This window comes from Arthrobacter sp. PAMC25564, assembly GCF_004798705.1.
Lineage (GTDB): Bacteria > Actinomycetota > Actinomycetes > Actinomycetales > Micrococcaceae > Arthrobacter.
In genome coordinates this window covers 1,563,267-1,586,756 of the sequence record NZ_CP039290.1, presented here as the reverse complement: position 1 = coordinate 1,586,756, position 23,490 = coordinate 1,563,267, and the positions used below count along the sequence as shown (strand labels likewise).

Here is a 23,490-nt window from a genome sequence, read left to right as displayed (position 1 = left end):
ATCAGCCAGCCGTTTAGGCTTCGACGCATGACACCTAGCTCTGGGGGCGTGGCGCTCGAAATCGTAGTACCGGTCTATAACGAACAATTGGTACTCGAAAACAGCATCAGAAAGCTCGCGACGTATTTATCGCAAGAAATGCCATCGACGTGGCAAATCACCATCGCGGACAATGCCAGCACGGATAATACCGCGGCTATTGCCACGCGATTGGCCGCACAATTACCTAACGTCTCCTATCGGAGGCTTGACGTGAAAGGCCGCGGCTTCGCCTTGCATGATGCCTGGGGTGCCTCCTCGGCTAGAGTCCTTGCCTACCTGGACGTTGACCTCTCAACGGACCTCGCGGCGTTGCCACCCCTGGTGGCTCCCCTGTTGTCCGGGCATTCGGACATATCCATCGGGACCAGACTCGGGCGGACTTCCCGGGTCAGCCGTGGCCCAAAGCGTGAGTTCATTTCCCGGTCCTACAACTATCTCCTCAAGAGGACCATGCAGGTGAGGTTCTCTGACGCGCAATGCGGATTCAAGGCCATCCGTGCCGACGTCGCCCGGAAGCTGCTCCCGCATGTCGAGGATAACGGCTGGTTCTTTGACACTGAACTGCTAATTATCGCGGAGCGCTCCGGCCTGCGGATTCACGAAATTCCCGTGGACTGGGTTGACGACCCCGACAGCAGGGTCGATATCAAGCAAACCGCACTGGATGACCTGCGGGGCCTGGTCCGCGTTGCGGCATCGCTGGTGCGAGGGACTATTCCGGTCCAGGCCATTTACGCGGAACTTGGCCGCCAGCCCATTGTCCCGCCCGGGCGGCCAAGTTTCTTCGGCCAGGTACTCCGCTTCGGCTTGGTAGGAGCGGCTTCCACCATAGCTTTTGCCGTGCTCTACCTGTTCCTACAAGCACCCTTTGGTGCGCAGCAAGCCAACTTCCTGGCGCTGCTTCTGACCGCCATCGGAAACACCGCAGCCAACCGCCGGTTCACCTTTGGCATCAGCGGCCCCGTGAGGCTCTTTACCCAACAGTTCCAAGGACTCGTGGTCTTCCTGCTCGCCTGGACCATCACCTCGTCCTCGCTGGGTCTGCTCCACGCTGTTAATGGCAGTGCCTCTCCGGGGCACGAGTTGTTGACCCTTACGGCAGCAAACATCCTGGCAACCCTTCTAAGGTTCGTCCTGCTGCGTCTCTGGGTGTTCAGGGTGCATGCCGGCGATGACCGCAGTGCCCGGCCCGCGCAGCGGCCCATCGAAGAGCCGGCACTGTGAGCACCCCGGCCGCCCGCACCCGCGAATCGGCGCGGCACGACGGTGCAACTGTGGGCCACCGTGCGTCACCGCGTCGCTGGATACCACGGCGCGTCGCTGAATTCCTGCGCGGTCCGTCTGCGGATCCGGCTTGGGAACGGCCCGCGCTGTTGGTCCTGCTGGCGTTCACGACGCTGCTCTACACTTGGGGGCTGGATCGCAACGGGTGGGCAAATTCGTTCTATTCAGCAGCCGCGATGTCAGGTTCCCAGAGCTGGACTGCGTTCTTCTTCGGATCGTCCGATCCCGGCAACGCCATCACCGTGGACAAGCCCCCTCTCAGCATCTGGGTGATGTCCTTATCGGTCCGAACGTTCGGCCTGAGCCCGTGGAGTCTGCTCCTCCCCCAAGCTGTCATGGGTGTCATCAGTGTGTATCTGCTGTACCGCATGGTCCGAAAACGCTCCGACGCCCCGACCGGGCTCCTCGCCGGAGCCTTCCTGGCCGTCATTCCCGTGGCCACGGTCATGTTCCGCTACAACAATCCGGATGCCCTCCTGACGCTGCTCATGATCGGCATCGCCTACTCCACGCTGGAAGCCATAGATCGCGGCCAACTCCGCTGGCTGCTGCTGGCCGGGTTGCTGACGGGTGCTGCGGTCCTCACCAAGCAGCTCCAGGTCTTACTGCTTCTGCCGTCGATTGCGGTGGCATATGTTCTGTTCGCCCGCACCTCAGTGGGCAAACGCTTTCTACATCTGCTGGCGGCGCTCGCCGCAGCCGTGGTGGCCGGCGGGTGGTGGTTCCTGCTGGTCCAGCTCACGGACCCTTCCCAACGGCCGTTCATAGGGGGCTCGAGGAACAACAGCGCCATCGAGCTCACGCTGGGCTACAACGGGCTGGACCGTCTCACCGGGGAAGACGCCAGCCGGACAATGGCCGCCGGCATCGCCGGGCCGGCCGACGACCTCGCTAGCGGCTTCCAGCGGTTCCTGCAGCCACAATTCTCCGGACAGAGCGGGTGGCTCCTCCCCTTGGCCACCGCAGGTCTGTTCATCGGCGTGTGGTGGGTCTGGCGGCGGCAGGCTCCCCCCGCGGCCCGAGCACTTCTCCTGCTCTGCTGCGTCTGGTTCGCCTCCGGCGCCTCAGTGGTCGCCTTCATGTCAGGCATCGTGCACCCCTACTACATCCTGGCCGCCGTACCGCCCATCTGCGCTCTGGCGGCAGTTGCCCTCATGCATTTCATGCGTGGTTTCCACAAGTCCCGCACACGCTTCCTCGCCGTCGTTACTTTGATCGCGAGCATGATTTTTGCCTTTGTCACGGTATCGCGTTCGACGGAGGATTTTCCGGGGTTGCCTTACGCCATGCTCGTAGTTTGGGGGGTTGCGATCGCCGGAGTCCTCCTTCGCGCACCAAATCCCCGGGTGGCGCAGGTGGCCGGGGCGATGCTGGTTGGCACCCTGTTTCTTGGTCCCGTTCTGTGGTCGCTGAACACGGTCCTTAGCCCCCACAACGGAGGCGGCGTCATTGCCGGTCCGGGTATTCTCGGCATGCGCACCGACGACCGCACTCGCGCGCCTTCCGGCACGCCCCCAAACCTACTGACAGTCGCGTATGGTGATCTGCCGTCGCCGACTCTGCTTGAGAGACTACGCCATCAGCCGCCGTCAACGATCTGGGCGGCTGCCTTCGTCGGTTCCGAAACCGCGGCCAACTATCAGCTGGATTCTGGCCAGGCGATGCTGCCGCTCGGAGGATTCGACGGCACGGACCCATTTCCGACACTGGAGCAGTTCAAGGCCCTCGTGGCAGAAGGCCGGGTGGGCGCCATCGTGATACAGAATCTGCCTCCATGGACGCTGGAGGGCCGGGGCGAGTCCGCCCGCATCGTCGAGTGGGTGAGAGCACGCTTTGTGGCCGAGCGCATCGGCGACGCAGACTACTTCCAGCTAGCCAGGTAGCAGGCACAGAAAACGACGGAAGGCCGCCCCGCCGAGGTGGCGGGAAGAAATTGGCCAGCGCGCGGCCAGCCACAACGGCCTCGGTGGTCAGTTCTTCGTCCTGAGCCAGATTCTCCTAGATAAAAAGTTGGTTGGTGGCCACCTGGGTGATTTCAAAAGCATTGAGCTGCAAGCGCCGTTGCGTGGCGCTGACGTGGCATTATCGGAGGATGTGGAATATTTCTGGCCCGAACCCGAAGAAGATGGATTTCGCTATGAAGTACCCTTTGGTGACGCGGTTGGCGCCTTTCCCAATATGGCTTCTCGGTTTAGTCATAGCATTTCAGTCCGTCAAAGTCACCGTCCTCGACGACGCACTAGGACAAGACGCTCATGCCTACTGGCTTGCTGCACAGAGCGAACTGGTGTATGACAGGGCGCCCGGCCAGAAAGATGCATACCTCTACTCGCCAGTTTTCCTCGCTGTGATCCGACCCCTCGGCATGCTTTCCTGGCCGCTTTTCCTGGCGGTATGGATCTGCCTAGAGGCAGCGGTCCTCTTCTGGCTTGTAAAGCCACTCCCAATCAAATGGTCAGTCCCGGTTTTTCTACTCTGCATGCCGGAACTCCTGATCGGTAATATCTATGTATTGCTTGCCGGCGCCGCCGTGGTCGGCATGCAGAAGCCTGCCGCATGGTCGTTTCCGGTCCTGACAAAGGTCACCGCAGGAATCGGACTTCTATGGTTCGCCGTGCGCGGCGACTGGCGCCGGCTACTGCACGGCGTTGGTGTACTGGCGCTGATTGTCATCGTTTCGTATGCTCTGGACCCCACGCAGTGGCACGCTTGGCTACGGTTCTTATTCGATCACACGGATGGGACACCAGACAGCCGAACCAGCTTTCTGTTGCGCTGCTTGCTCGCCGTTCTCCTGGTGGTAATCGGGGCACGAAAGCAGTGGCCCTGGTTGGTCGCTCCCGCCATGGTCCTGGCTTCCCCCGTACTTGTCGGTCTCCTGCCGCTAACGATGTTGGCCGCAATCCCCAGACTCACAAGGCTGGCTGGGCAAGACATAGATCTCGCCTGTTCCCCGTTGCCCGAGGAAGCGAAAAACTCTGAGGCACGTATTGGGCTGCTTCATGGACGGTCAGGGCCGGGCCCCTGGCCGGCAACCCGCGAACGTCTTTGAGCGTCCGGCAAGACACCTTGGACAAACGACGGAAGCCCGCCCCGCCGAGGTGGCGGGACGGGCTTCCGTGCAAGCGGATTTGGCGCTTGTGGATCCGGGCGCTAAAAGGCGCCGCGGGGCCCAACAGGCGGCCGCTGGCGCGGCCGCCTGTTGGGCAGGCGCATTTTTAGCGCTTGGAGTACTGCTGAGCCTTACGGGCCTTCTTGAGACCAGCCTTCTTACGCTCGATGACGCGGGCGTCACGGCGCAGGTAACCGGCCTTCTTCAGGGTCGCGCGGTTGTTCTCGGTGTCGATCTCGTTCAGTGAACGGGCGATGCCGAGGCGCAGGGCACCGGCCTGGCCGGAAATGCCGCCACCGTGGATGCGGGCAATGACGTCGTAGGCGCCGTCAAGATCGAGGATCTTGAAGGGTTCGTTGACGTCCTGCTGGTGCAGCTTGTTCGGGAAGTAGTTGGCCAGTTCGCGGCCGTTGATGGTCCACTTGCCGGTGCCGGGCACAATGCGGACACGTGCGACGGCTTCCTTGCGACGGCCAACTGCTGCGCCGGCGACGGTGAGGGCCGGGCGTTCCTTCTTGGGCGCTTCCGCTTCCGCAGGACCGCTTTCCGAGGTGTAGCTGGTCAGGTTTTCCTCAGCCACAACGGCCTCGGTGGTCAGTTCTTCGTTCTGAGCCACGATTCTCCTTGATAAAAAGTTGGTTGGTGGCCAGGACTACTGGGCGACCTGGGTGATTTCAAAAGTCTTGGGCTGCTGGGCGGCGTGGGGGTGCTCGGCACCCCGGTAGACCTTCAGCTTGCCCAGCTGCTGGGCAGCGAGGGAGTTCTTCGGGAGCATGCCCTTGATGGCCTTCTCCACGGCGCGTACCGGGTTGGCTTCCAGCAGCTCCGCGTAGGTGACCGAGGTCAGGCCGCCCGGGTAACCGGAGTGGCGGTAGGCGCGCTTCTGCTCCAGCTTGGCGCCGGTGAGGGCAACCTTTTCAGCGTTGATGATGATGACGAAGTCGCCCATGTCCATGTGGGACGCAAAGGTGGCCTTGTGCTTGCCGCGCAGCAGGATTGCGGTCTGGCTGGCGAGACGACCAAGGACAACGTCTGTGGCGTCAATGACGTGCCACTGGCGGTTGATGTCGCCGGGCTTCGGGGTGTACGTACGCACGGTGTTTGCCTCGTTCTTGTTCTGGCGTTCTTGTTTTAGGCGTCACGCTAAAGGTGAACCTACTATCTATGCGCTACCGGAACAGAGGTGAGGGCTCTATGTAACCAGTAATCCTGAGGTCTCGAATGTGCACGTTGAGTAGTCATCCTGCAACCGGATTCCCAAGCGGGCACGCATCATCGAGAAAGGACACGCACAACGACTACCAATAGTAGCCGAAGGCAGGTAGCTGGGTCAAAATGGGGTGTCCGGATGCAGCCAGCCCGCCGCCGGCCCGTCGCATCCTTGGAGGAACCGTGCCTGATCCCGCCGCTACCGGCTCCGCATCACTGCTCTTCATCGCCGGGATCGGATCGGCCGGCCTCTGCCTTGGACTGCTCCTGGAACACCTCATCCTCCCGCGCCTACTCCCCCGGCTGGCCGGCCCGCCTGCCATAAGGCCAGGAATCACGACGGCGGCTGCCGGCTTTGCGCTCTCGGCACTGCTCGCGTGGCGCTTCGGCACCTCTGCGGAGCTTCCCGCCTACCTGGTTCTGGCCATCGCCGGCATCCAGCTCACCCGCATCGACTTTCTTCACCACCTGCTGCCCAATCGGCTCGTACTCCCCTTGCTGGGCGCCGGAGTACTCCTCCTGGCCTTCGCCGCGGCAGTGGCCGGCAATGCCGGAAATCTGCTCCGCGGCCTCAGCGGAGCCGTAATATTGTTCATTTTGTACCTCATACTGGCCCTGACCAGCCGAAACGGCCTCGGGATGGGCGACGTCAAGCTCGCCGCACCCCTCGGCCTGTACTTGGGCTACCTAGGCTGGTCCCCACTGTTCTACGGCGGCGCCCTGGGCTTCGTTGCGGGCGGCATCGCCTCCGTCCTCGTCGTCCTGAAAAACCGCGGCAACAAGCCGCAGGAGGTCGCCTACGGCCCGTCCATGCTCGCCGCCGGCATCGCCGTCATTCTGCTGGCCCAGTAGGCCTGGGAGTGCCCGCACTGGGCAGACTTAGTAAGTTGGCTGAGCAAACCAAGTAGTTTTTTGCCTCACCTCCACACCCAACTGAGTACACCCTCATTTTGACCTAAGTAGAACCTGTAATTTCCCGCCAAAAAGTCGAGTATCCGGTGTTATTGCCGGGCCGTTAATTGCCGTGCAATTGTTGTCCCAACGGAACTCCAGGGGATAGCAAAAGGGGATTTGCTGGAACTCCGTAAAAAATGGCAATAACTAATCGAAACTCTGGAAAAGGAAATTAAAATGACTGGTCTCATGGTCTCAATGATTGCTTTCGTCGCCGGCGTCAAGGATCGATTCTCCTCTGAAAAGGGCGCAACGGCCGTTGAATACGGGCTGCTCGTGGCACTGATCGCCGCCGTTATCATCACCATCGTCGGAACGCTCGGCGGCCAGATCAACAACGCGTTCAACACAATCTCGGGCAAGCTGTAGCCGGATCTGCGGGGGACGCCCAGGGGCGGGGGCGGCGGTAGTTCGGGCAATAGTTCCGCTGCCACCGCGTCCGCCCCTGGGCTTTCTTTCACTTGCAGGTTGTGCAAGGTCTAGGTTGGAGGGGTTGTGCAAGGTCTCAAGAAATACAGGGCAGTCATGCGGCGGGCATCGGAAGCCGGGCGATGGGGGAATCTTTCGACCGAGGCAGGGGCGACGGCCGTCGAATACGCCCTCCTGGTGGCGCTCATCGCCGCCGCGATCATTGCCGTTGTCGGCACTCTTGGCGGTCAGCTGATCACTGGCTTTCAGTCCGTGATTGACGGCTTCTGATGTCTGCCCGGCGACGGGCGGCCGGCCACACCGGATGCGAAAAGGAACAGGGCGCGGTCGCAGTTGAATTCGCCTTGGTTCTGCCGATTTTCCTGGTGCTGGTTCTGGGAATCTTCGAGTTCGGCCGGGGTTTCAATATCCAGGTTTCACTCACGGAAGCCGCCCGGGAAACAGCCCGCTACACCGCCATCCACTACGCGGATGCCGGTTTCACCAAGCCCTCGGCCCAGGCCGTTGGTGTGAGTGCGGCTCCCACCGCATCCCTGGTCCCCGCGAACATCGACATCGCCTACTCCGGCGGATCTGTCTGCGCCCCGGGCGACAACGTCATCGTCACCGTCCATTTGGTAACTCCCTATATGACCGCCCTTCCGGGGCTGATCCCAGGGATGCCGGCGAACCTGGACATTTCAAGCAAAGGCGTCATGCGATGCGGCGGATAGGGCGTGACGATCCCGAGCGCGGAGCCATCGCGCCGCTGGCCGCCTTCCTGATGGTTGCCTTGCTGGGGATGGCAGCCTTCGCCGTTGACGTGGCAACCATGTACTCCGAACACGCCCAGCTGCAAAACGGTGCGGACTCCGCAGCCTTGGCTATCGCCCAGATCTGCGGCAAGGATCCGGCAAACACACAGTGCACTGCTCCGGCTTCCGCAGCGAAAAGCTATACCGACGGGAACGCGCTCGACAACTCAAGCAACGTTTCCGCCATCACGGTGGACCTGGGTGCGGGGACTGTTAGTGTGACGGCACAGGCTCGGGATACGGCTGGAAACAACTCTTTCTCTTTGACCTTCGCCCGCGCGCTGGGCATCCAGACGGCCGACATAAGGGCCAGCGCAACCGCAGTATTCGGGGGATTCGGCGCAGCGAATGTGGTCCCGCTGACTTTTTCGCACTGCGAGAGCGATCCGCAGTTCCAGAAGGGACTGATGTTCTTCCCGGAGCATGGAAGCTCAATGGCGAATCAGGCCGGCTGGACGTGCACAACGCCGTCCTCCTCCGGTCATGAAGTCCCAGGTGGATTCGGCTGGCTGGATCAAAGCGGTCCTTGCACAGTCTTTGTCACCCTGGCGAGCCCCAATGTCGGTTCCGACACGGGGAATAACTTCCCCTCGGCCTGCGACGCGAAATTTGCGGGCTGGAAGACAGCGCTGCAAGCCGGAAAGCCTGTTGAAGTACTCGTGCCGATTTTTGACAATGCCACAGGCAACGGAAACAACGCACAGTTCCATATCGAAGCATTTGCTCAAATCTCCATCCGGGGCTGGCAATTCAACGGTGGGGGAACCACATTCCTGTTGCCGGATGCCCAGGCAAAATACACGGCCTTGGGCTTGAAGAACTCCGACACCGGACTCTTCGGAAACTTCGTACGCTATGTCTCGCTCCAGGAGGCAGGTTCCGTCGGGGGCCCCAAGACCTACGGAGCCATAAGCATTCAACTTACAAAATAGGCTCGCAAGATCTGAGCCATCATGGAAAGGCCTGGAAAGTGAAAACTCGCCTGCTGGGAGGCATCGTCGCACTTGTGCTGGCTATTGTTGGCACACTGCTATTGGTCTCATACGTTCAAGGATCGGAAGCCAGGGCCCAACAGGACCTGCAGCCCGCCGAAGTGCTGGTCCTCCAGGAGCAGATCCCCAAGGGATCCGATCTTGAAAAAATCAAATCCGCAGTCAAGCTGACATCCCTTCCGTCCGCTTCGATCCCCAACGGCGCACTCAAGAGCCTGGACGGATTGAACGGCAAGGTAGCAGCTGTTGAGCTGCTGCCCGGAGAGCCTCTGCTCGGCGCACGGCTGGCCGATCCGGATACCCTGTCCACGCCGGGTTCCGTTCCCGTTCCCGCCGGAATGCAGGAGATCTCGGTGCAACTGGACGCACAGCAGGTCGTCGGTGGACGTGTCGCCGCCGGCGACACCGTGGGCATCGTTGTCCTCTTCGATAAGGGCGCGTTGAAGGACTCCCCCGATATCGAGACCGCCCAGCAGGTCTTCCATAAGGTCCTGGTGACCAGTGTCCAGCGGGCGATGGCCAAGGAGTCCGCCGGCAGCGACCCTGCAACCCAGGCCAATACGGAACTGCCGAACGGACAGCTGATCGTGACCTTTGCCCGTAACGACGCCGATTCCGCCAAGATCGCCTTCGGCGCCCACTTTGGGAGCTTGTGGCTCACGAAAGAACCGTCAACCGCCACGGAAGGCAGCCCGGTAGTGGTCAAGAAGCCGGAACTGTACCGATGAGCCGCTACGTGTTGATCACCTCAGATCCAGGGTTTGAACGGCGCACAAGGCAGGCGGCCACCGGGTTGCACGGCACCTTCCACGCGATCGCGGCCGACCACCTGCCCCCCGGTCCCGACGACCTGCTCCGTATCCTCAGCGGGGACCCTGTTGAAGTCATCCTGCTGGGGCCCGGTCTGCAGCTGGAAGAATCGATCCGCTTGGCCAGCCTCTTCGACCTCCAATATCCGGAAATCAGCATCGTCCTGGTTACCGAAAGCGCAGAAGGGGTGGCCCTTCCCGCGATGCGGGCCGGCATCAGGGATCTCCTGCCGCCCGGTTCGGACGTGGACACCATCCGATCGTTGCTGGAACGGGCCAGTCTCGCGGCCGCCGGCCGGCGCCGAGGACTCGGAAACTCCGTCGAAGGACAGCCGAGGAGCGGCCGGATTGTCGCAGTCATGTCGCCCAAGGGCGGAGTCGGCAAGACAACCATCGCCACTAACCTCGCCGTCGGTTTGGGCAAGGATGCACCTATGGGGGTCGTGGTGGTTGACTTCGATCTCCAATTTGGCGACGTTGCATCTGGGCTGATGCTGGATCCGGAGAAGACGTTGGCTGATGCGGTCGTCGGGGCCGCGGTCCAGGACAGCGTGGTGCTGAAGTCCTACTTGACCTTGCACCAGTCAGGCATCTACGCACTTTGTGCCCCGCTGCACCCTACGGACGCCGACCAGATCTCCGGCGAACAGGTGGGACGCCTCCTGAACCAGCTGTCCAATGAATTCCAGTACGTCGTGGTTGATACGGCACCGGGCCTCGGCGAGCACGTCCTGGCAACCCTGGAACTCGCCACCGACGCGGTGTGGGTCTGTGGCATGGACATTCCCAGCATCCGCGGGCTTCGAACCGGATTTGGCATCCTCGCCGAACTCGATCTCGTGCCTGAGAACCGCCACGTCGTGCTCAACTTTGCAGATCGACGCACGGGGCTGACGCTCAAGGACGTTGAGGCCACCATCGGCTGTCCTGTCGATGTCGTCCTGCCGCGATCGCGGGTTGTGCCGTATTCCACGAACAAGGGCGTCCCGCTGCTACAAGACGGCAGCCGGGATCCGGTGACCAAGGGACTGCGCCAGCTTGTGGAACGGTGCAGCGCCGGCTGGGAGTCCCGCCCCCACAAGAAACTTCACAGAAGGGCAGTAGTCCAATGAACCTGACAAGGCGGTTGGAATCTCTCCGGGGCCTCGACACCGAAGCCCCGGCCACCCCAAGGCCCTCAAGCGGGCCCTGGGCCAGCGGGCCGGTATCCGCAGCCGAGATACCGTCCATCACCCCCGAACCGAAGGCCCACGGCGACGACGCCAACGAAGCCCTGAACGCCATCAAGGATCGCGCGGGCACCGCCCTGTACGAGCGTATGGGCAGCCGCATAACTGATGCGTCCCTGGACGAGGCCGAGCTGCAAAGCTACGTCAAGGATGAGCTTCGGGCCATCGTGGACGAAGATGAAATTCCGCTGACTGCCCCGGAGCGCCACCGGCTCGTTCAGGAGATCATCGACGACGTCCTGGGGCTCGGACCACTCCAGAAGTTCCTGAACGAGCCGGCCGTGTCGGAAATCATGGTCAACGGGCCGGACAAGGTGTACGTGGAACGTGATGGCAAACTGTTCCTGACGAATGCACGGTTCACCTCGGAAGACCACCTGCGCCGGATTATCGAACGTATCGTCACGAAGGTCGGGCGGCGGATCGACGAGTCTTCCCCGATGGTTGATGCCCGGCTCTCCGATGGATCGCGCGTCAACGCGATCATTCCCCCTCTTGCCGTGAACGGTGCCTCGCTTACGATTCGAAAGTTCAGCCAGGTGCCCCTCACCGTCGATGACCTGATCTCCTTCGGAACCCTGACGCCGGAAATGGCGGAGCTGTTGCAGGCCTGCGTCCACGCCCGGCTCAATATTCTGGTTGCCGGAGGTACCGGCACCGGAAAGACGACTCTGCTCAACGTGCTGTCGTCATTCATTCCCGCCGCCGAACGCATTGTCACCATCGAGGACGCCGTGGAACTCCAGCTGCAGCAGGAGCATGTGGTGCGCCTGGAAAGCCGGCCCCGCAACATTGAGGGCAAGGGCGAGATCTCCATCCGGGATCTGGTCCGGAATTCGCTTCGCATGAGGCCTGACCGGATTGTCATCGGCGAAGTCCGTGGCGGTGAATCGCTGGATATGTTGCAGGCCATGAATACGGGCCACGACGGTTCGATTTCCACTGTGCACGCCAATTCGCCCCGGGATGCCATTGCGCGGCTTGAGACCTTGGTGCTCATGGCCGGAATGGACTTGCCGCTGCGTGCCATTCGCGAACAGATTGCATCGGCCGTCAACCTCATTGTCCATATCTCCCGTCTAAGGGACGGGACCCGCCGCGTCACCCATGTCACCGAGGTCCAAGGAATGGAAGGGGATATCGTCACTCTCCAGGATGCGTTCACTTTCGACTACAGCGCCGGGCTGGATGCCAACGGGAGATTCCTCGGCCGTCCCACGCCGACCGGCGTCAGGCCCCGCTTCGTCGACCATTTTGCCGAGCTGGGCATCCAACTATCCCCGGCCGTCTTCGGAAGCATGCACGCGGGCGGTGGATTCCGGTGAGCGCTACGAGCCCGATTTTTTTCGCCCTGGGCATTGGGTTGTGCCTTGTGGCTCTCGGCATCCTGCTGTTTTCGACGTTTGGCATGGGCCAGACGGGGATCGCTTTGTCCCGGCGCCGGCCAGGGGTCAAGGAAGAACCTTCTCTCCTGACCCGTATGACGGCCTCCGCGGTGACCTTCGTGGATCGCAATGTCAGCCGGAACGCCCGGTTCGGTACACGGGAATCATTGGAGCAGGCCGGACTGCGTCTTCGGCAGGCTGACTTCATCCTCCTGGTCTGCTGCGTCGGCGTTACGGCAAGCCTTCTCGGGTTCATCCTGGGCGGCATCCTCACCGGGCTGCTGTTCCTGCTGCTCACGCCGCTGGGCGCGATGCTCGTCCTGAGGATCCTCGCCAGCCGGCGGCGCGCGAAATTTGAGGATCAGCTTGGGGGCACCCTGCAGATGCTGGCCGGCGGGTTGAGGGCCGGCCACAGCCTCTTGCGGTCGGTCGATGCCGTCGCCCAGGAGGCAGAATCTCCCACGTCTGAGGAATTCGCCCGGCTGGTCAATGAAACACGATTGGGACGGGATTTGAGGGAGTCGATGCTTGACGCCGCCAGACGCCTCAAGAGCGAGGATTTCGACTGGACGGGCCAGGCCATCGAGATCCACCGTGAGGTGGGCGGTGACCTCGCAGAAGTTCTCGACCACGTGGGTGAAACCATCCGTGAACGTTCCGAGATCAAGGGACAGGTCCAGTCGCTGAGCGCGGAAGGCAAACTGTCTGCCTACATCCTGATTGCCCTGCCCGTTGGCATGTTCCTGTATCTCAGCGCAGCGAGTCCGGACTATGTGGCCACCCTGTACTCGAGTTTTCTTGGCTGGGTGATGATCGGCATGGCAGTGGTGCTGCTGGCCGTCGGCTCCTGGTGGCTCAGCCGTGTCGTAAAGATCAAGTTCTAGGAGGATCGCTATGAGTGTAGTGGCGTGGTTGATGGTCGGGCTCATCGTCGTTCCGATTTCCGCAATGGTGTGGTCATTCATCTCAATCGACCGCGGTGGTTTGGCCGCGGTCCGAAACAACCTCGGCCGGGGCTTCCGCGTGGTGAAGGAGAGCGCCCCGGCCGCACAGCCGCGGGGACCGGCGAACCTCGGCATCCGGCTGACGCCCAAGGGCTACGCGGGGTGGCTGGACAAACTCCTTGCCCGGGCGGGCCGGCCTGCAAGCATGCCCCTCGAACGCCTCTTGATTGCGAAGCCGGCCCTGGCACTGGTGGCTGCGTTCTTCAGCATTTTTTTGGCTACAAAGTCGCCGACCGGCATCCTGCTCCTGTTGACGGTCCTCCTGCCGGTGCTCGCATACTTCGTTCCGGACATCCTGATCCATGGCCGCGGTGCGGAGCGCCAGAAGGCCATCGAGCTGGAGTTGCCCAACACCCTGGACCAGATGCTGATTTCGGTCGAGGCCGGCTTGGGATTCGAAATGGCCATGGCACGGGCGGGCCAGAACGGCAAGGGTCCGCTGGCAGAGGAGCTCCTCCGCACGCTCCAGGACATGCAGGTCGGGAGAAGCCGCAAGGATGCTTATCTGGCCATGGCCGAAAGGACCGGTGCACCGGATCTGCGGAGCTTCGTACGGTCCGTGGTCCAGGCAGACAGCTATGGAATCGCGCTGGCAAATGTCCTTCGTACCCAGGCAAAGCAGATGCGGGTCAAACGGCGACAACGCGCCGAAGAGAAGGCCATGAAACTGCCCGTCAAGGTTTTGTTCCCCCTCATGTTCTGCATCCTGCCCGTGCTCTTCATCGTCATCATCGGGCCCGCGGTCATCAAGGTCATGCAGAACATGATGGGCGCCTACTAGGGGCAGTCCATCCGACTGGCCACATTATTTAGAGGAGCAACAAATGTTTAGGTTCCCGTCAGGAAGTCCACCGAATCGGGGTAACCAGCAGCGGGGTGCGGCAGCTGTTGAATTTGCCCTGATTGTTCCCTTGCTCCTGGGCCTGGTCCTTGGGGTGATCGACTATGGCATGGCGTTCGGGCAGTTCATCAGCCTCCAGGGCGCGGCGCGGGAGGGCGCCCGGCAAGGTGTGACACAAGGCGACGTTATCGCCTCAGCCAGCCAGGCGAGGGGCTTTCTGGACAGTACCAAGCTCCAGGTGAAGTTCGCCGTGGATACCTCGGGCGGGGCTCCCGGCGTCATGGTCGTCTGTCTGCGCTACCCCCAGTCGTCCCTGTCTGGCTTCTACTCCTGGGCACTCGCCGGCGTCATCGAGACCAAAGCCGTCATGAAGATGGAAGGCACCGCGACTGTCACATCGGGTGCCCAGGGTTGGACTGGAGGATCATGCATTCCCTAACATCAGAATCAGCTCCCGACGATCGGCTGCCCGACGTCGGCCCGCGCAAGCAGGGGTCCAGGGAGCGGGGTGCCTCGGCGGTCATCTTTGCCTTGCTGCTTCCCGTGGTCTTCGGGGCGGTTGCTTTGGCCGTCGATTTCGGCCGCCTGGCCTACGAGCGCCAGCACCTGAGCAACGCCCTGGACGCCGCCGCGCTGGCGGGTGCGTCCTCGCTCCCGACCGACCCGGCCGGGGCAAAGACTTCCGCGCTGGCGTTTGCAAAGGCCAACGACCCCCAAGCGGACCCCGCGGTTTCCTTCTGGTGCGTGGTCGGTTCCACCGGGGCCGCCAAGACCGTGGTCAGCGGCCAGGTCCCCAGCGTCTGCGACCCGGGAACGGTCGCCGGCGCCAAGTGCAATGAGGTGATCTGCGCGATCCCGTGCATCCCGGGAAGCGGCCACACCTGCAATACGATCACCGTGACCGATGACAAGGATGTCCCCTTCGTCTTCGCCCCTGTGATCGGCATCAACACCGGAAACACCGGGTCACTCGCCGCCGACGCGTGCCGGGGATCCTGCGGTGCCCAAAGCCCCAACCCCATGAATGTTGCCATTCTCGCGGACCGAACGAGCAGCATGAGCGACACTGATTTGTCCTCGCTCCAGTCTGGCATCCAGAGCACATTGCAGACCATGACGAAAGACCAGCAATACGTGGCCCTGGGCACCATCGGCCGAAGCAGCAGCACCTCCGGTTGCATCACCAATCCCTCCGGCTCGAAAACAAGTGGTTCCTGGCTCCCTGTTCCTTTTTCCAATGACTACAACACGGCCGCTTCGCCGCCCGCGCTCAACACCGGCAGCGATCTCGTCAAGGGCTTGCAATGCCTGGCCCACTCGAGCACGGGCACCAGCCTTGCATCGCCGACGAAGGCTGCGGCCAGATACCTGCTGGGCCTCGACCCTAACAACCTGGGGAGTCTGCCTGCGCGTTCAGGAACGCCACGCAATGCCATTATTTTGGAGACGGATGGTCAGCCCAACGAGCCTGACGTCTCCGGGTCCACGTCGGTGGGGACTGCCGGAGATATCGGAAGTTCCAACGGCGTTACAGCGTGCAATAACCTCAAGGCGGTCGCGGCGGACGCCAAATCACGTGGAGTCCTGATCGTCACCGTCGGGTACAACCTCAGCACGGAGCGATGCGGCGGCAGCGGAGAGTATGTGCGCGATGTCCTCGCCGCTGCAGCGTCGCCGGACTCCAACGGTAATCCCAGTACCGCGAATGGCTGCTCCACAGCGGCTGAGATCACCGCCGAGAATTCTGACGGAGACTACTTCTTCTGCGCCGGGAGCGGAACGGCACTCGGCCCGATCTTTGTCTCAGCGATCAATGCGATCAGTGGGAACTCCCGCCTGATCCGGATCCCGAGCTGACAGCCCGATAAGGGCAGCGCGGCCACAGCGGCCGTGCCCAATGACCGGACCCCCTCGGCACCCAGACCCGAGGGGGTCCTTTTGCTGCCCACCGCAACCCCTTAGGCGCGCAGGGCCCGGGTCAGTTCGGCCCGGGCGAGGAGGCCGCTGTCCGACGGGTAGGCCACTTCCTCGAGCACCAGCGGGTGCGGGGCGGCCAGAACCGACTTGGCATCCCGCTGGCGGGCCAGCAGACGCTCCAGCAGCCAGCCCGGGGCCTCCACGCCCTCCCCCACGAACAGGGCCGATCCGACGAGGGAGCGCACCATGTTGTGGCAGAACGCGTCGGCCTGGACGGTGGCGACAATGATGCCGTCGGATCCGCGGCTGAATTCGAAGCGCTGCAGTTCCCGGATGGTGGTGGCGCCTTCGCGGGGCTTGCAGTAGGACCGGAAGTCCTGGAGGCCGAGCAGTTGCACAGCGCCTTCGTTCAGCAGCCCGACGTCAAGCGGTTCCTTGTGCCAGAGGGTCGAGGTGCGTCCCAGCGGGTCCCAGTGCGCCGGGCCGTCGGCGATCCGGTAGCTGTATCGGCGCCAGAGCGCGGAGAAGCGGGCGTCGAAGCCAACCGGTGCCAGCGAGACCCTGTGCACCTCTATCGCCCCGGTGAGGTCCCCGAGCCCGCGGCTCAGGGCGCCGCGGAGGCGGCGCAGCAGGGCGACCGCCGGATCGATGTCCGCCCCGCGGTTCAGGCCCATCCATTCGGCCCCGGTCAGGTCCAGGTGGACCACCTGGCCGCGGGCGTGCACGCCGGCGTCGGTCCGGCCGGCCACCGTGACGCGGACCGGCCGTCGGACCAGCAGCGCCAGGGCCTCCTCCAGGACACCCTGGACCGTTCGGAGCCCGGGCTGAACGGCCCAGCCGCTGAAGGGGCCGCCGTCGTACGCCAGATCCAGCCGGATACGCAAAAACCCGCCGCCCCCCAAAACGGGGGCAGCGGGTTTGAGCTCGTTCATAGACTTAAGTCTATGTGAAGAAATCAGCGAATTATTTCGCGTCCTTCTCCGACTTGGCGGCTGCTTCCTCGGTGGCCGGAGCCTCTTCGGTTGCGGCAGCCTCAGCTTCAGGAGCCTCAGTCGCCTCAGCTGCAGGAGCCTCGGTCTCGGTGACCTCAGCCTCGACGGGAGCCTCCTCGGCAACCGGGGCAGCCTTAGCGGCAGCCTGGGTAGCCTCGGCTACGACGGCCTGCTTGGCGGAAACCGGCTCAAGAACCAGTTCGATGACAGCCATGGGAGCGTTGTCGCCCTTGCGGTTGCCGATCTTGGTGATGCGGGTGTAGCCACCGTTGCGGTTCTCCACTGCCTGGGCAATGTCGGTGAACAGCTCGTGGACGATGCCCTTGTTGCTGATCAGGCCGAGTACACGACGGCGGGAAGACAGGTCACCACGCTTGGCGAAAGTCACCAGGCGCTCGGCGTAAGGCTTCAGTCGCTTGGCCTTGGTCACCGTGGTGGTGATCCGCTTGTGCTCGAACAGTGCGGCGGACAGGTTCGCGAGCATAAGACGCTCGTGAGCCGCTCCGCCTCCGAGGCGCGGACCCTTAGCGGGGGTAGGCATAATAGTTTCTCCTCATATGGAAGCCGTTGGACTGCGCACACCATGGTGCATCCAGCCCGCCAGCCAGGATCTGTTTGTTAGAGTTCGTCGTCGCTGAAAGCGGCGTCGTCCTCTTCAATTGCTGCGGCGCGTGCTGCGAGGTCAAATCCGGGAGGCGAGTCCTTGAGGGACAGGCCCAGTTCAACCAGCTTTGCCTTGACCTCATCGATGGACTTCGCACCGAAGTTACGGATGTCCATGAGGTCGGCCTCGGAGCGGGCAACGAGTTCACCCACGGTGTGGATGCCCTCACGCTTGAGGCAGTTGTAGGAACGGACCGTGAGGTCCAGATCCTCGATCGGCAGAGCCATGTCTGCTGCCAGGGCAGCATCCGTCGGCGACGGGCCAATCTCGATACCTTCAGCTGCGGTGTTCAGCTCGCGGGCCAGACCGAACAGTTCCACCAGGGTGGTACCTGCCGAAGCAACGGCATCGCGCGGGGCGATGGCCTGCTTGGTCTCGACGTCGACAATGAGCTTGTCGAAGTCAGTGCGCTGCTCAACACGGGTGGCCTCCACGCGGAAGGTAACCTTCAGCACCGGCGAGTAGATCGAGTCAACCGGGATGCGGCCGATCTCGGAATCGCCGGACTTGTTCTGAGCTGCCGAAACGTAGCCGCGGCCGCGCTCGATGGTCAGTTCCAGTTCGAACTTGCCCTTCGAGTTCAGCGTGGCAATGTGCAGATCCGGGTTGTGGAATTCGACGCCGGCCGGCGGAGCGATGTCCGCGGCGGTGACGACTCCCGGGCCCTGCTTGCGCAGGTAGGCAACAACCGGCTCATCGTGCTCGGAGGAAACCGAAAGGCTCTTGATGTTCAGGATGATCTCAGTGACATCTTCCTTGACACCCGGAACCGTGGTGAACTCGTGCAGCACGCCATCGATCCGGATGCTGGTTACAGCGGCACCGGGGATGGAAGAGAGCAGGGTACGGCGGAGGGAGTTTCCGAGTGTGTAACCAAAGCCAGGTTCCAGCGGTTCAATAATGAAACGTGAACGGTTTTCGGAGACGACCTCTTCGGAGAGGGTGGGGCGCTGTGCAATGAGCACTTAGGTTTCCTTTCGGCGAGCATCCGCTATATGACGCAACACAGGTGGTGGAAAGTCGGTCTGAAGACTTAACGCGGCTGGGCCTGCCCGGACCGGTGAGGGTCCGGGCAAGCTCCTGCTGCTGGAAAGACTTAGACGCGGCGGCGCTTCGGCGGACGGCAGCCGTTGTGGGCGCTGGGGGTTACATCCTGGATGGATCCAACCTCAAGGCCAGCGGCCTGCAGTGAACGGATGGCGGTCTCGCGTCCGGAACCCGGTCCCTTGACGAATACGTCGACCTTGCGCATGCCGTGCTCCTGTGCACGCTTTGCGGCGGCTTCGGCAGCCATCTGGGCAGCGAACGGGGTGGACTTACGTGAGCCCTTGAAGCCAACCTCACCGGAGGAAGCCCAGGAGATGACAGCACCGTTCGGATCCGTGATGGAAACGATGGTGTTGTTAAAGGTGCTCTTGATGTGCGCCTGGCCCAGCGCGATGTTCTTCTTGTCCTTCTTACGCGGCTTGCGAACCGCGCCACGAGTCTTCGGGGGCATTATTTCTCCTACAGAAAGTTATCGGGTAAGCGACCGCTTAATCCCTCATTTGCCGGTTCCGTGAAATCAAACCAGCGATTTCAGGGGGCAAATGGGATTTAGCGGGTCTTCTTCTTGCCGGCGACGGTACGCTTCGGGCCCTTGCGGGTACGCGCGTTGGTCTTCGTACGCTGTCCGCGTACGGGCAGGCCCTTGCGGTGACGCAGGCCTTCGTAGCTGCCGATTTCGACCTTGCGGCGGATATCAGCTGCTACTTCGCGGCGAAGGTCACCCTCAACCTTGTAGTTGCCTTCGATGTAGTCACGCAGCTGGACCAGCTCGGCATCGCTGAGATCCTTGACGCGGATGTCAGCGCTGATGCCGGTGGCAGCCAGGGTTTCGTGTGCACGGGTCTTGCCCACGCCGTAGATGTAAGTAAGCGCAATTTCCAACCGCTTTTCGCGGGGAATGTCTACGCCAGCGAGACGAGCCATAGTGGCAGTGCTCCTTGAATAAACCGGAGGTCGTAGGCAGTACACCCGCACGTAGCGTGCGGCCCCAGCCTCCGACCGGGGGTTAGCTGTCCGGACTCATACGTCCCAGTTCAGCTTGTGCTGCCTTTATTTACTTGCGTGGGTTAGCAACCCAGGGTTTCCCGAAAGGGAAATCAGCCCTGGCGCTGCTTGTGGCGCGGGTTCTCGCAGATCACCATGACCCGGCCATTACGGCGGATCACTTTGCACTTTTCGCAGATCTGCTTGACGCTCGGCTTGACCTTCATGGCGTTCCTTTGCGTGTTGCAGTTGGTCAGCTGGACCGGCCTTCGGCTGTTGCCTCGGCCGCCCAGTGTTTACTTGTAGCGGTAGACGATACGACCACGTGTCAGGTCGTACGGGCTCAGCTCCACCACTACCCGGTCCTCAGGGAGAATCCTGATGTAGTGCTGGCGCATCTTTCCAGAGATGTGTGCCAGAACGACGTGCTTGTTGGTGAGCTCAACGCGAAACATCGCGTTGGGCAGCGCCTCAGTCACAACGCCCTCGATCTCAATGACCCCGTCCTTCTTGGCCATACCCTCCGCTAACTGTTGTTGCCACAGCCCTCCGGTTTGCACCGAGAAGCACTGCGGACGTTTTTTGATTGATTGGCTGATGCCTCCCGGGCCACAAAAGGGCACAACAGGGCAGACAACCAACAGACAACATTACGCCATTGCAGCGCAATTGTTAAATCCTGAGTTAAATCCAGCAATCGTAGCGCACTCAGCCTCCGTATGCACCCAGAACGCCTGCCGGAGTGCCCACCGCCTCCGCCGCGGCGATCCCGTCCAGGATGGCCAGCCGGACGACGTCGGCTGCCGCACTCTGCAGGGTAATAAGGCTCATCTGCCGGGCCGGCTGGGTGCTGCGGTCCAGCGCGACGGCGCCGGTGGCCAGGGCGAACACGGTGTCGCCGTCTGCGAGGGTGTGGCTCGGATTCAACGCCCGGGCCAAGCCGGCATGGGCCGCCGAGGCCGTCCGTTTGCACTCGGCTTTGTCCAGGATGGCGTTCGTAGCGACGACGACCAGTGTGGTGTTCAGGGGTGGCGGATTCGCACTCCTTGCGGCGTTCGCCACAGATGTGTCGAAGGGCAGTCCCAGGGCGTTGACGACCGCTATTGCCCCCACCACCACAGGCCCGTCTTTAGAGATGTTGTTTAGGGTGAGGGAGGCGGTGCCCACTCCGCCTTTGTAGGTGCCCCGGCCGATGGCGGCTCCGGTGCCGGCGCCCACGTTGCCGCGTTCGACGTCGTGCCCGTCCTGGCGGGCAGCGGCATCCGCGGTGGCCGCGTAACCCATGGCGGCGTCGGGCCGGGCATAGAAGTCCCCGCCGCGGCCAAGGTCGAAAATCGCGGCGGCCGGGACGATGGGGACGATCCCGCCGGGCACGGCGAATCCCCGCCCCGCATCCTCGCACCAGCGCTGGGCCCCGTGCGCCGAGGCCAGGCCGAAGGCGCTGCCCCCGGTGAGCACCACGGCGTCGACGGTCTGGCTCAGGGTGGTGGGATCCAGCGCGTCCGTCTCGTGCGTGCCAGGACCGCCGCCCCGGACATCGACCGATCCAACGGTTCCAACAGGCGGCAACACCACGGTCACCCCGCTGAGCCAGCCGTCGCCGATTTTTCCGGCGTGGCCCACCCGTATTCCGGGAACATCCGTAATCGCAGTCATGGCTCCATTGTGCGCCCGGTTGGCTGTGCCGTCCCGTCCGGACCACCCGGCAGGCAAAACCCCCGGCAAAATCAAACGCCATGCAGTCCGGCAACGAACATGCCATGAACGGGCAACGAAGCCTCGAACAACAAAGCTCCGCAGGAGCCCCGGGCGGGATTCCGGGCACCAGCCCTGTGCTGAACTGATAGTCAGGTATCCCCATCCACCCCGCCTGCCCCCAGCAGGCACGGACCCGTTAGAGACCTGTGATGACTCGACAATTGACCGACCGGCCGCCCGCCGTCGCAGAGGCCCCGCCGGCCACGCCAGGCAGGGCCCGCTGGTCCGCCAGGACACGCCGGGACTTCGTTGTATTCCTGGCCCTGGCGCTGCCCAACCTGGCCTTGATTGCGGTGTTCACCTACCTGCCGCTGATCAACAACATCTACTACTCCACCCTCGACTGGACCCTCGGATCGGCCTCGGCCACCGCGGTGGGCTTCGGGAATTACCTCACGTTCTTCACGAGTGCCGACGCCTCGAAGGTCCTGGGCACCACCGCCGTTTTCACCCTGGTCACCGTGGGCGGCTCCATGCTGCTGGGCCTCCTGGTGGCGCTCGCACTCAATTCCAAGGTCCGCGGGACCACCTTCGCCCGCTCGGCGGTCTTCGCCCCGTATGTACTCAGCGGCGTCGGCGTCGGCCTGGTCTGGCTGTTCATCTTCGATCCCGGCTACGGGGTCCTGTCCTGGCTGCTGCGCGGCATCGGACAGCAGAGCCCCCAATGGATCAACGATCCGCAAATCTCCCTGGTCATGGTGGTCATCGTCTACATCTGGAAGAACCTGGGCTACTGCGCCGTGGTTTACCTGGCCGGGCTGCAGTCCCTCCCCCAGGACGTCATGGAGGCCGCCTCGCTGGACGGCGCAAACGGCTTCCGCCGCTTCCTGGACATGTCCGTGCCGCTGCTGTCCCCGACCACATTCTTCCTGCTCATCACCACCATGCTGAGCTCCCTGCAGGCCTTCGACCTGATCCGGATCATGACCCCGCTCGGCAACGGCACCAGCACGCTGATCTACGAGGCGTACCTGCAGGCCTTCGGCGCCTACAACCGCGCCGGCTACTCGGCCGCCATCTCCGTGGTGCTCTTCGCCATCCTGCTCATCATCACCGTGCTGCAACTGCGGTTCGTCGAACGGAAGGTGCACTACTCGTGAGCACGCTCTCCCCCGTCAACCCCGATCCCGCCGCCGCTGCCCGGCCCGCAGCCGCTCCCGACGGCGCCCCGGAACCCCCGCCGCGGCGCCCACGCCCGTTCTCCCGCGCCAACTTGGTCCGGACGGTCGCCGGCGGCTACGTTCCCCTGATCCTGGCCACGCTGGTGGTCTTCCTGCCGCTGCTCTGGATGGTCCTGAGTTCGTTCAAGCAGCCGGGCGAGATCATCACGATGGACCTGAAGATCCTGCCGGAAGGCCTGAACCCGGAGAACTACCGGACAGCCATGACCACGGTGCCGTTCGGCCGGTTCTTCCTGAACAGCCTGATCGTGACCGCAGCCGGGGCCACCATCAAGGTGCTCCTGGCCCTCCTGACGGCCTACGCCCTGGTCTTTGTCCGCTTCCCGTACAAGAACGTGATCTTCGTGCTGATCCTCGTGGCCCTGATGGTGCCGCCGCAGGTCTCCATCCTGCCCAACTACATCCTGATCGCGGGCATGGGCGGGAAGAACACGCTCTGGGGCATCATCCTTCCGGGCCTGGGCACCGCCTTCGGTACGTTCCTGCTACGCCAGCACTTCATGACCCTTCCCGCCTCCATCCTCGAGGCTGCCGAGATCGACGGCGCCGGCCACTGGCGCCGCCTGTGGCAGGTCGTGGCCCCGGTGTCGGTGCCTTCCATTGCGACGGTTGCGCTGGTCACCGTGGTGAGCGAGTGGAATGACTACATCTGGCCGCTCATCATCACGGACCGGCCGGAAACCATGACGCTTCCGGTAGGCCTCACCCTGCTGCAGAACTCGGAAGGCAACGGCTCCGGCTGGGGCATCCTGATGGCCGGCGCCGTGCTGGTGATCGTGCCCATCCTGCTCGTGTTCGCCGCGCTGCAGCGCTACATCGTTGCCGGCCTCACCCAGGGCAGCGTCACCGGCTGACGCCGCCCC

27 protein-coding genes are annotated in these 23,490 nt (G+C 62.9%); 17 read left to right on the top strand and 10 right to left on the bottom strand.

Going from position 1 to position 23,490, the window contains the following annotated elements:
• The first annotated feature begins 27 nt into the window (after positions 1 to 27).
• The 3 genes from E5206_RS07295 to E5206_RS07285 all read left to right on the top strand — a co-directional run bounded on the left by E5206_RS07295 (position 28) and on the right by E5206_RS07285 (position 4,378).
• Positions 28 to 1,266 (top strand): bifunctional glycosyltransferase family 2/GtrA family protein, encoded by a 1,239-nt coding sequence (locus tag E5206_RS07295; RefSeq protein WP_136321906.1) that lies wholly within the window; start codon positions 28 to 30, stop codon positions 1,264 to 1,266.
• Entirely contained in the window at positions 1,263 to 3,209 is a 1,947-nt protein-coding gene (locus E5206_RS07290) for a glycosyltransferase family 39 protein (protein ID WP_136321905.1), read from the top strand. The genes E5206_RS07295 and E5206_RS07290 overlap by 4 nt, the downstream gene beginning before the upstream one ends.
• Before the next feature lie 134 nt (positions 3,210 to 3,343).
• Positions 3,344 to 4,378 (top strand): glycosyltransferase family 87 protein, encoded by a 1,035-nt coding sequence (locus E5206_RS07285; RefSeq protein ID WP_136321904.1) that lies wholly within the window; start codon positions 3,344 to 3,346, stop codon positions 4,376 to 4,378.
• 166 nt (positions 4,379 to 4,544) lie between these two features.
• Here the strand turns inward: E5206_RS07285 and rpsI are convergent, their stop codons facing one another.
• Together rpsI and rplM are read right to left on the bottom strand one after the other, a co-directional pair.
• Positions 4,545 to 5,054 (bottom strand): 30S ribosomal protein S9, encoded by a 510-nt coding sequence (gene rpsI / locus E5206_RS07280; protein ID WP_024367144.1) that lies wholly within the window; start codon positions 5,052 to 5,054, stop codon positions 4,545 to 4,547.
• Positions 5,055 to 5,090: 36 nt separating this feature from the next.
• Positions 5,091 to 5,534, bottom strand: coding sequence for a 50S ribosomal protein L13 (gene rplM, locus E5206_RS07275; protein WP_136321903.1), 444 nt, complete (start codon positions 5,532 to 5,534; stop codon positions 5,091 to 5,093).
• 296 nt (positions 5,535 to 5,830) lie between these two features.
• Between rplM and E5206_RS07270 the strand changes: the two genes are divergently transcribed.
• The 12 genes from E5206_RS07270 to E5206_RS07215 all read left to right on the top strand — a co-directional run bounded on the left by E5206_RS07270 (position 5,831) and on the right by E5206_RS07215 (position 15,941).
• Complete coding sequence (locus E5206_RS07270) at positions 5,831 to 6,499, top strand: A24 family peptidase (protein WP_240690023.1); 669 nt, start codon at positions 5,831 to 5,833, stop codon at positions 6,497 to 6,499.
• 279 nt (positions 6,500 to 6,778) lie between these two features.
• A complete protein-coding gene (locus E5206_RS07265; RefSeq protein WP_136321901.1) occupies positions 6,779 to 6,970 on the top strand; it encodes a Flp family type IVb pilin in 192 nt (63 codons plus the stop codon).
• Positions 6,971 to 7,126: 156 nt separating this feature from the next.
• Complete coding sequence (locus E5206_RS07260) at positions 7,127 to 7,300, top strand: Flp family type IVb pilin (protein ID WP_136321900.1); 174 nt, start codon at positions 7,127 to 7,129, stop codon at positions 7,298 to 7,300.
• 74 nt (positions 7,301 to 7,374) lie between these two features.
• Positions 7,375 to 7,743, top strand: coding sequence for a TadE family protein (locus E5206_RS07255; protein ID WP_240690021.1), 369 nt, complete (start codon positions 7,375 to 7,377; stop codon positions 7,741 to 7,743).
• A complete protein-coding gene (locus tag E5206_RS07250; protein WP_136321898.1) occupies positions 7,731 to 8,756 on the top strand; it encodes a TadE/TadG family type IV pilus assembly protein in 1,026 nt (341 codons plus the stop codon). The genes E5206_RS07255 and E5206_RS07250 overlap by 13 nt, the downstream gene beginning before the upstream one ends.
• A gap of 38 nt (positions 8,757 to 8,794) precedes the next feature.
• Positions 8,795 to 9,544, top strand: coding sequence for a Flp pilus assembly protein CpaB (gene cpaB, locus E5206_RS07245; RefSeq protein ID WP_240690020.1), 750 nt, complete (start codon positions 8,795 to 8,797; stop codon positions 9,542 to 9,544).
• Positions 9,541 to 10,737, top strand: coding sequence for an AAA family ATPase (locus E5206_RS07240; protein ID WP_136321897.1), 1,197 nt, complete (start codon positions 9,541 to 9,543; stop codon positions 10,735 to 10,737). The genes cpaB and E5206_RS07240 overlap by 4 nt, the downstream gene beginning before the upstream one ends.
• A complete protein-coding gene (locus E5206_RS07235; RefSeq protein ID WP_136321896.1) occupies positions 10,734 to 12,179 on the top strand; it encodes a CpaF family protein in 1,446 nt (481 codons plus the stop codon). The genes E5206_RS07240 and E5206_RS07235 overlap by 4 nt, the downstream gene beginning before the upstream one ends.
• Positions 12,176 to 13,123 (top strand): type II secretion system F family protein, encoded by a 948-nt coding sequence (locus E5206_RS07230; protein ID WP_240690018.1) that lies wholly within the window; start codon positions 12,176 to 12,178, stop codon positions 13,121 to 13,123. The genes E5206_RS07235 and E5206_RS07230 overlap by 4 nt, the downstream gene beginning before the upstream one ends.
• Before the next feature lie 10 nt (positions 13,124 to 13,133).
• Positions 13,134 to 14,024 carry a type II secretion system F family protein gene (locus E5206_RS07225; protein WP_136321895.1) on the top strand — a complete coding sequence of 297 codons (891 nt, stop codon included), beginning with the start codon at positions 13,134 to 13,136 and terminating at the stop codon, positions 14,022 to 14,024.
• 43 nt (positions 14,025 to 14,067) lie between these two features.
• Positions 14,068 to 14,523, top strand: coding sequence for a TadE/TadG family type IV pilus assembly protein (locus E5206_RS07220; protein WP_136321894.1), 456 nt, complete (start codon positions 14,068 to 14,070; stop codon positions 14,521 to 14,523).
• A complete protein-coding gene (locus E5206_RS07215; protein ID WP_136321893.1) occupies positions 14,511 to 15,941 on the top strand; it encodes a pilus assembly protein TadG-related protein in 1,431 nt (476 codons plus the stop codon). The genes E5206_RS07220 and E5206_RS07215 overlap by 13 nt, the downstream gene beginning before the upstream one ends.
• A 101-nt stretch (positions 15,942 to 16,042) precedes the next feature.
• On the opposite strand, the gene E5206_RS07210 is transcribed toward E5206_RS07215, so the two are convergent.
• The 8 genes from E5206_RS07210 to E5206_RS07175 all read right to left on the bottom strand — a co-directional run bounded on the left by E5206_RS07210 (position 16,043) and on the right by E5206_RS07175 (position 21,344).
• Complete coding sequence (locus E5206_RS07210; RefSeq protein WP_205760021.1) at positions 16,043 to 16,933, bottom strand: tRNA pseudouridine synthase A; 891 nt, start codon at positions 16,931 to 16,933, stop codon at positions 16,043 to 16,045.
• 31 nt (positions 16,934 to 16,964) lie between these two features.
• Positions 16,965 to 17,534 carry a 50S ribosomal protein L17 gene (gene rplQ, locus E5206_RS07205; protein WP_136321892.1) on the bottom strand — a complete coding sequence of 190 codons (570 nt, stop codon included), beginning with the start codon at positions 17,532 to 17,534 and terminating at the stop codon, positions 16,965 to 16,967.
• Positions 17,535 to 17,611: 77 nt separating this feature from the next.
• Positions 17,612 to 18,622 carry a DNA-directed RNA polymerase subunit alpha gene (locus tag E5206_RS07200; protein WP_136321891.1) on the bottom strand — a complete coding sequence of 337 codons (1,011 nt, stop codon included), beginning with the start codon at positions 18,620 to 18,622 and terminating at the stop codon, positions 17,612 to 17,614.
• Positions 18,623 to 18,753: 131 nt separating this feature from the next.
• On the bottom strand, positions 18,754 to 19,155 hold the full coding sequence (rpsK, locus tag E5206_RS07195; protein WP_018773682.1) for a 30S ribosomal protein S11: 402 nt from the start codon (positions 19,153 to 19,155) through the stop codon (positions 18,754 to 18,756).
• Between the two features lie 98 nt (positions 19,156 to 19,253).
• Positions 19,254 to 19,628 (bottom strand): 30S ribosomal protein S13, encoded by a 375-nt coding sequence (gene rpsM, locus E5206_RS07190; RefSeq protein ID WP_136321890.1) that lies wholly within the window; start codon positions 19,626 to 19,628, stop codon positions 19,254 to 19,256.
• Positions 19,629 to 19,801: 173 nt separating this feature from the next.
• Positions 19,802 to 19,915: a 50S ribosomal protein L36 gene (gene rpmJ, locus E5206_RS07185; protein WP_009358722.1), complete on the bottom strand. Its 114-nt coding sequence runs from the start codon at positions 19,913 to 19,915 to the stop codon at positions 19,802 to 19,804.
• A gap of 69 nt (positions 19,916 to 19,984) precedes the next feature.
• Entirely contained in the window at positions 19,985 to 20,206 is a 222-nt protein-coding gene (infA, locus tag E5206_RS07180; protein ID WP_011775571.1) for a translation initiation factor IF-1, read from the bottom strand.
• A 190-nt stretch (positions 20,207 to 20,396) separates the two neighbouring features.
• Positions 20,397 to 21,344: a P1 family peptidase gene (locus E5206_RS07175; RefSeq protein WP_136321889.1), complete on the bottom strand. Its 948-nt coding sequence runs from the start codon at positions 21,342 to 21,344 to the stop codon at positions 20,397 to 20,399.
• 251 nt (positions 21,345 to 21,595) lie between these two features.
• Between E5206_RS07175 and E5206_RS07170 the strand changes: the two genes are divergently transcribed.
• Positions 21,596 to 22,546: a sugar ABC transporter permease gene (locus E5206_RS07170; protein WP_205760020.1), complete on the top strand. Its 951-nt coding sequence runs from the start codon at positions 21,596 to 21,598 to the stop codon at positions 22,544 to 22,546.
• 113 nt (positions 22,547 to 22,659) lie between these two features.
• Complete coding sequence (locus tag E5206_RS07165; protein WP_240690140.1) at positions 22,660 to 23,481, top strand: carbohydrate ABC transporter permease; 822 nt, start codon at positions 22,660 to 22,662, stop codon at positions 23,479 to 23,481.
• Positions 23,482 to 23,490: the final 9 nt, after the last annotated feature.

Excerpts from the sequence above, each read along its gene's own strand:
- E5206_RS07295 (WP_136321906.1), top strand. The coding sequence starts at position 28 with ATGACACCTAGCTCTGGGGGCGTGGCGCTCGAAATCGTAGTACCGGTC.
- E5206_RS07265 (WP_136321901.1), top strand. The coding sequence starts at position 6,779 with ATGACTGGTCTCATGGTCTCAATGATTGCTTTCGTCGCCGGCGTCAAG.
- E5206_RS07260 (WP_136321900.1), top strand. The coding sequence starts at position 7,127 with ATGCGGCGGGCATCGGAAGCCGGGCGATGGGGGAATCTTTCGACCGAG.
- E5206_RS07250 (WP_136321898.1), top strand. The coding sequence starts at position 7,731 with ATGCGGCGGATAGGGCGTGACGATCCCGAGCGCGGAGCCATCGCGCCG.
- E5206_RS07240 (WP_136321897.1), top strand. The coding sequence starts at position 9,541 with ATGAGCCGCTACGTGTTGATCACCTCAGATCCAGGGTTTGAACGGCGC.
- E5206_RS07235 (WP_136321896.1), top strand. The coding sequence starts at position 10,734 with ATGAACCTGACAAGGCGGTTGGAATCTCTCCGGGGCCTCGACACCGAA.
- E5206_RS07225 (WP_136321895.1), top strand. The coding sequence starts at position 13,134 with ATGAGTGTAGTGGCGTGGTTGATGGTCGGGCTCATCGTCGTTCCGATT.
- E5206_RS07220 (WP_136321894.1), top strand. The coding sequence starts at position 14,068 with ATGTTTAGGTTCCCGTCAGGAAGTCCACCGAATCGGGGTAACCAGCAG.
- E5206_RS07215 (WP_136321893.1), top strand. The coding sequence starts at position 14,511 with ATGCATTCCCTAACATCAGAATCAGCTCCCGACGATCGGCTGCCCGAC.
- E5206_RS07210 (WP_205760021.1), bottom strand. The coding sequence starts at position 16,933 with ATGAACGAGCTCAAACCCGCTGCCCCCGTTTTGGGGGGCGGCGGGTTT.
- rplQ (WP_136321892.1), bottom strand. The coding sequence starts at position 17,534 with ATGCCTACCCCCGCTAAGGGTCCGCGCCTCGGAGGCGGAGCGGCTCAC.
- rpsK (WP_018773682.1), bottom strand. The coding sequence starts at position 19,155 with ATGCCCCCGAAGACTCGTGGCGCGGTTCGCAAGCCGCGTAAGAAGGAC.
- rpsM (WP_136321890.1), bottom strand. The coding sequence starts at position 19,628 with ATGGCTCGTCTCGCTGGCGTAGACATTCCCCGCGAAAAGCGGTTGGAA.
- rpmJ (WP_009358722.1), bottom strand. The coding sequence starts at position 19,915 with ATGAAGGTCAAGCCGAGCGTCAAGCAGATCTGCGAAAAGTGCAAAGTG.
- infA (WP_011775571.1), bottom strand. The coding sequence starts at position 20,206 with ATGGCCAAGAAGGACGGGGTCATTGAGATCGAGGGCGTTGTGACTGAG.
- E5206_RS07175 (WP_136321889.1), bottom strand. The coding sequence starts at position 21,344 with ATGACTGCGATTACGGATGTTCCCGGAATACGGGTGGGCCACGCCGGA.
- E5206_RS07170 (WP_205760020.1), top strand. The coding sequence starts at position 21,596 with ATGACTCGACAATTGACCGACCGGCCGCCCGCCGTCGCAGAGGCCCCG.